The organism is uncultured Corynebacterium sp., from assembly GCF_937999985.1.
In the GTDB taxonomy this organism is placed as follows: domain Bacteria; phylum Actinomycetota; class Actinomycetes; order Mycobacteriales; family Mycobacteriaceae; genus Corynebacterium.
Window position 1 is genome coordinate 1 of the sequence record NZ_CALLDG010000177.1, and the last position, 7,090, is coordinate 7,090.

3 protein-coding genes are annotated in these 7,090 nt (G+C 59.0%); all 3 read left to right on the top strand.

The genetic code is table 11. The annotated features are described in order from the left end of the window. On the top strand, positions 1–650 hold a 650-nt coding region (locus tag Q0331_RS08435), incomplete at its 5' end, for a P1 family peptidase (protein WP_298075930.1). A gap of 6 nt (positions 651–656) precedes the next feature. Beyond that, positions 657–1,523: a glutamate racemase gene (gene murI / locus Q0331_RS08440; RefSeq protein WP_298075931.1), complete on the top strand. Its 867-nt coding sequence runs from the start codon at positions 657–659 to the stop codon at positions 1,521–1,523. Between the two features lie 226 nt (positions 1,524–1,749). Next, a partial coding sequence (locus Q0331_RS08445; protein WP_298075932.1) for a G5 domain-containing protein occupies positions 1,750–7,090 on the top strand: 5,341 nt, incomplete at its 3' end.

Consider the following 7,090-nt stretch of genomic DNA (forward strand, 5'->3'; position numbering starts at 1 on the left):
AGGGGGCGCTGAACGGCAACGTCGGCGCGGGGTTGGGCGCCTCTGCCGGCGCGTTGAAGGGCGGCTTTGGGCAGGCCAGCGCCGTGTTCCCGGAAGGTACCCCGCTGGCGGGAGTGACTGTGGCCGTGGGAATTGTGGTGAACCCGCAGGGCGCGGTTTTCGACCCGGCGACCGGCCTGCCGTGGGGAATCGCTGCGGAGCTGAACGGGGAGTTTGCCCGATATGGGCTGGTCGACGGCCTGGTTGATGGTGAGCCGGTGGGGGCTGAGGGCGTCAAAAGTCTAAAGAGCAAGAACCTGCTCGGCACGAAGATCACGGCGGAGATGCTGGCTCCGAAGCTCAATACGACGATCGGAGTGGTGGCGACCGATGCGCCGCTGACGAAGGCGCAGGCCAAGAGGCTGGCGCTGGCGGGACACGACGGGATCGCGCGGGCGATTCGGCCGGCACACATGCCGATGGATGGAGACACACTGTTTGCGATGGCGACGGGTGAGCACGGTGCGGGGGCGGCTGTGGACGACATTGGCATGAGCCTGCTTTCGGCGGTCGCGGCCAACACGGTGGAGCGGGCAATCATGCATGCCGTCTTGGCAGCGGAGTCGGCCTTCGGTGTGCCGAGCTGGCGCGAAGTAGTGAAAGGGACGTAATGAAAGGTGAGTGCCGTGGCTGGGGCTGCTGAGGGTGCTGAGGGTAACGTACAGGCGGAACAGGCAAACAATGCGCCGATCGGAGTGTTTGATTCGGGGGTAGGTGGGCTGACTGTGGCGCGCGCCATTGTTGACCAGCTGCCACACGAGAACCTGGTGTACATCGGGGACACGGCTAACACGCCCTACGGTGACAAGCCGCTGGCGCAGGTGCGCGAGCTTTCGATCAGGATTGCAGACACTCTGGCGGAGCGCGGCTGCAAGATGATTGTGGTGGCGTGCAACTCTGCCTCGTCGGCGTTTATTCGCGACGCGAGGGAGAGGTATTCCATTCCGGTGGTTGAAGTGATTCTGCCTGCGGTGCGGCGCGCGGCGGCGGCGACTCGCAACGGCAAGATCGGAGTGATCGGCACCCAGGCGACGGTGAGCAGTAGGTCCTACCAGGATCTTTTCGCAGCGATTCCGGGAGTTGAGGCGTACGCGCAGGCCTGCCCGCAGTTCGTGCCTTTTGTGGAGCGTGGCATGACCAGCGGGCGGCAGTTGATGGGGCTGGCGGAGAACTACCTGGCGCCGCTGAAAGCCCAGGGGGTAGATACCGTGGTGCTGGGGTGCACGCATTATCCGTTGCTGACCGGGGTGGTGCAGCTGGTGATGGGGGAAGATGTCACGCTGATTAATAGCGCGGAGGAGACAGCGAAGACCGTGTATCGCACGCTGGCGGAGCAGGATCTGCTGGCGGATGAAGATTCGGAGCGGACAGTGAATCTTTCTTTCGAGTCGACGGGTGACCCACAGAGGTTTGCGAAGTTGGCTGGGAGGTTCCTGGGGCCGGCGATTAGCTCCGTGTCTCAGATTCCGGAGATGGTGCGCTAGCGCTTAAGGTTTTCTTATGTGGAGGTAAACGGGGGGTTTGGTGCTTATGGAACCATTTTTCTGGTTGAACTTGGACCATTAATACGGTTAAACTATTTGCGTGCTCTTAGGCTGTTTTTGACTTATTGAACTGAGTTTTGGTGAGTTTTCAGCCTTTAGTAAGCGCCTGGCCTGCTAGGGATCTGACAAGAGGTAGGCGCACTTTAGCTTCAGGAAGGACTGAGGGATGAACTCCTCTAAGAACAAGGTTTCACGGCGGAATGTGCGTACGGGTGTAGCTGCACTGTCCGCCATCACTCTCGCGCTGGGTTCGCTCAGCATCTTTGCTCCCAATGATTTCGCGCCCGAGGCCACCGCAGCCACGTTCACTGGCGGCATCCGCGACAAGTCCGGTGCTGTGGAGAAGGACGCCCAGCAGGCGTCCGACCTGCCGGCCGGGTCGTGTGTTGTTGAGGAGAGTTCTCCGAGCGGCAGCCAGGCAGGTTTCAGCTGGAACACCATGGAGCCGAGTGCGACCAGCCCCGACAAGAAAGCTTGGGGTCTGAGTGTCTCCTTTGATAACTCGAAGGACCGCACATTCGCCGATTGGTACTTCACCAATACGGGGAACCTTGGCGCACTCTTGAATACCGGCGAGGTGCCTTCCATGGAGGCCGGCCAGACCTTCCTTGACAAGAGCGTCACTCACAAGGCCGACGAAAGCATCGTCATTGATGGTTTTCGCGTACAACGAAACCTGAATATCTTCGCAGAGCTGACCGATGAGAAAGTCAAGCAATTCGCTTCGGCCACTGCCGACAATCCCGTGCGCTACGCCTGGCAGGGGAACTACACGAAGGACCATAGTGGCAACCTCTATGCCACGCAAGGTTCCAGCTCGGCATTCGGCGCTACTGTAAACCCGTGGCCGAGCGAGAACATCGAATGTAACCCGATCACGGTTTCGTGGGAGACTGCTGAGGTATCTGAGAAGCATGTGATCGTCCCTGGTGAGGAAACCAAGGTCGGTACCGTCAACATTCCTGCTGTGCAGAACGGCGGTACGGACGACTCGATGTCCCGCATGGTCGTGGAAGCTTACGACGGCAACGGCAAGTTCATCGGCACCACAGACCCAGAAGCCTCCGGCGGTGAGCAGCTGCTGCGAATCGACGAAGCGACCGGCGACATCTACTTCACCTGGCCTGAGTACCGCGGTACCGACCTGGCGACCGACAAGAACGTGAACTTCTCCGTTCTGGCGAAGCCACGTACCGTTGACCAGCTCCAGAATGCCGTTGAAAACAACATCGGCGAAGAAGGCAAGACCTTCGACAGTTCGAATTCGCTGACGCGCTATAACACGGCGAACGTGATCGACTCGAAGGCGTTCTCTTTGGACGACACCGAGTACCACGACCCGAAGTATGACAAGACCGACGCCTCAATTATCTCGGGTGTAGACAGTGAGACCGGTCCTCTCGCCACTGAGCCGCAGCAGGTGACCTTTACCCAGACCCCGGACCTGATCAAGGATCTGGCGAAGAAGAAGGGCGACGACGGCTTCGAGGCCAAGGTTTCCCTCGACGAGAAGTACGTCTATGACGGCTGGACCGTCGAGATGGACGAGGACTACAACGTCACCGTCACCGCTCCGGAGAACCCGAAGCCGGGTACGTTCGCGCGCCCTGTCGTAACAGTGGAGTACTCCAACGGTTCCACGGATAGGCTTGAGCTGCTCGTGGTTGTCGACCCGAACAACACGCAGGTCACTGACCTGGTGCGCCCGGGCCTAACTAAGGGCACCATCGGTGACGACCTCACCGCCCAGGTGGGTACCAAGTCCATCATGAAGGGCCACAAGCCGGTCCACCCAGCTAAGTTCGAGGTCGACCCGTCCACTGTCCCTGAAGGTTGGACCGTCACCGTTGATGAGACGGGCAGGGTCACCGCGAAGGCGGACGACACCGTTGCACCGGGCACCATCATCACCCCGCTGGTGAAGGCGACCTACCCGGACCAGACCACGGACGAGATCGAGACTCAGTTCCAGGCGATCGTGGACATCAAGATCCCCGATTACGACACGGTGACCAACAAGCCTACGGCGAAGGTGAGCCTGAAGCCGAAGCTCCCGGAGCGCGGCCTGAGCGGTAACACGACCGATGAAGCACCGAAGCGCTACACGTTTGAGGGTGGTAAGACCGAATACACCGTCACGGATGACAGCGGTACGTGGACCGTCAAGATCGATGAGAACACTGGTGAAATCACCACTACGATTCCGAAGACCGCGCCCGAAGGATACATCCTGGACGTTCCGGTTCTTGCCTACTACGACAACACCGACAAGCCGCAGCAAGTGAAGGGCAGCGTCGTTGTTCTAAAGAGCGACATTGCACCGACCTATGATGTTCAGGTTACTGGCCCGAACCAATCTGTAGAGCACCATGTCGAGGATGCCCCGAAGGGATCGAAGTTTTCCTTTGGCAAGAACGACGATGGAACGCCGATCACCGAGCAGGACGTCGACGGCTGGAAGTACAAGATCGACCCGAGCACTGGTGTCGTGACCTCCACCCCACCGGCGGATTCTAAACCGGGTGATAAGAAGACCATTAGCGTCACGGTTGAAACCCCGGATGGCTCCACCCCGAGAGTCCCCGTGACCACCGTGGTGAAGCTGACTAACAACTGGGAAGCGGATCCGTCTTACCCGGTTGAGACGGTGTACCCAGGCGAAACGGCGACGCTTCCGGTTGCCCTGGAAAAGCCGGACAACGTCAACGTTGCAAAGGACAACCCCTACAAGGTGGGCAAGGTTCCGGCTGGGTGGACCGTCAGCATTGACGACAATGGCAAGATCACCGCAACCGCACCCGCGGACGCCAAGCCGGGTGACCAAGTCAAGATTCCAGTCACTGTGACCTACGAAGATGGCTCCACGGATACCGCTTACGGTGTCGTGAACGTTGTTGACGTTCCGACGCGCGAAGTTCCGTTCGACGTCGAGTACAAGTATGACGACACCGTCCCGGCCGGCACCTACAAGGTTGAAACCGAGGGTAAGCCGGGCGCGGAGAAGCAGAACAAGGACGGTACGTGGGAGCAGACCACGGCCCCGGTTAACGAAGTCGTTGTCGTCGGTACCAAGCCCGCCAAGAGCGCCAAGGAAGTCACCTGGACGGTTCCGATCCCTTACCCGACCGAGGTTCGCGAGAACCCGGAGCTGAAGCCTGGTGAAACCAAAGTTGTTCAGGAAGGCGTGAACGGCGAGAAGACCTACACCGCTAAGTTCACTGCTGAGGGCGATAAGGCTGAGGTAGTCGAGGAAGAGACCAACAAGGAGCCTGTCAAGCGCATCGTTGAATATGGTCCGGGTCTGGCTCCGAGCGAGCTGGTTACCAAGACTGAGAAGCCGGTCCCGTTCGATACCGAGGTCGTCTTCGATGACACCTTGGAAGAGGGCAAGCAGGTCGTTGACCAGCAGGGTGAGCTTGGCACTGATGTTGTCACCTCGACCCAGAAGCTTGTCGATGGTAAGCCGTCTGGTGACCCGACTGTGTCCACAGAGCGGACCAAGGAACCGGTTAAGCAGATCATCCGCGTTGGTACCAAGACCACCGGTGAAATCACGAAGTCGGTTGAGTCTGAGGTTCCATTCGGCGTAAAGGTCGAGTTTGACCCGAACCTGCCTGCTGGCACCTCCGAGACTGTCACCGAGGGTAAGCCAGGTAAGAAGACCATCACCGTGACCCAGAAGGTCACTAACTCCCAGCCGGATGGTGAGGCCACCGTCGAGGAGAAGGTTACTGAGCAGCCGGTTGATCAGGTCATCAAGGTCGGCACCAAGCCGTCCGAGGCGTCCTCGAAGGTCACCTGGACTGCCCAGGTTCCGTTCGAGGTTGAGACCCGCCCGAATCCGGAGCTAAAGCCGGGCGAAATCAAGGTTGTCCAAAAGGGCGTCCCAGGCGAGAAGACCTACACTGCTGATTTCACTGCCAAGGGCAGCGAGGGCTCTGTGAAGGCCGAGGAGAAGCAGACCAAGGATCCCGTCAAGGAGATCATTGAGTACGGTCCTGCAGCCGAGGACACCACTGTGGTGACCAAGGTTGATAAGCCGATTCCGTTCGAGACTGAGATCGTTTTCGATGACTCTCTTGAAGAGGGGCAGCAGAAGGTTGATCAGCAGGGTGAAACCGGTACTGAGGTTGTGACCTCTACTCAGAAGATTGTCGACGGCAAGCCGTCTGGTGATCCAGAGGTAACGACTGAGCGCACCAAGGAACCGACCAAGCAGATTATCCGCGTGGGCACGAAGACCACTGGTAAGAACACCGAGTCCATTGAGACTGAGGTTCCGTATGACGTCAAGGTTGTCTACGACCCGAGCCTGAAGCCGGGCGAGTCCAAGGTCACTCAGGAAGGTAAGCCGGGCAAGAAGAAGGTGACGATCGAGCGCGATATCGTCAACTCCAAGCCTGGCGACCCGAAGATCACTGAGGAGATCATTGAGCAGCCGGTTGAGAAGATCGTCACCGTCGGCACCAAGCCGGCGGAGGCAACCAACAAGGCAACGTGGACCGCGCCGCTGCCGTACGACACGATCGTGCGAGTGAACCCGGAGTTGAAGCCGGGTGAAATGAAGGTTGTTCAAAAGGGTGAGTACGGTGAGAAGGAATTCACCGCCGACTTCACTGCGAAGGACAACACCTCCACGGTGAACACCACCGAGAAGGTGACGAAGAAGCCGGTTCAGCAGATCATCGAGTACGGCCCGAAGGCTGATGACAGCGAGGTTGTGACCAAGCTGGAGAAGCCGGTTCCGTTCGAGACCGAGATCGTCTTCGATCCGAATCTGAAGGCTGGTGAGCAGGTTGTCGATCAGCAGGGCGAGTTGGGTACTGAGCTTGTAACTTCCACTCAGAAGATCGTTGACGGTAAGCCTTCCGGCGACCCGACCGTGACCACTGAGCGCACCAAGGAGCCGACCAACGCAATCATCCGCGTCGGTACGAAGCCGGAAGAGACCGAGCCAGTTTCTACGGATGTCGAATGGATCGAGAAGACTCCATTCGAGACCGAGATCCGCGTGAACCCTGAGCTGCAGCCTGGCGAGACCAAGGTTGTGCAGGAGGGAACACCTGGTGAGATCAAGCACATCGTCAAGGTGACTGTTGATAGCAATGGTGAGGTGAGCCGGGAAGAGTCTTCTAAGGAGATCAGCAAGTCTTCTCCGCGCATCATCGAGGTTGGCCCAGCCAAGGGCGTTGAGACTGAGCTGACGGACAAGCACACCGAAGAGATTCCGTACGACACCCTCATCGAGTACGACCCCAACCTCGAAGCCGGCGAGGTCGTCGAGGACCAGGCCGGCAAGACCGGTTCGAAGGAGATCACTAAGACCTGGAAGCTCGTTGACGGCCAGCCAGTAGGCGAGCCTGAGACTTCCGAGGAGATCACGCAGCCGAAGCAGGATCGCAAGATCCGCGTTGGTACTAAGTGCAACTGTGAGCCCCCGAAGCCGGAAGATCCGAAGCCTGAGGACCCGAAGCCGGAAGATCCGAAGCCTGAGGACCCGAAGCCTG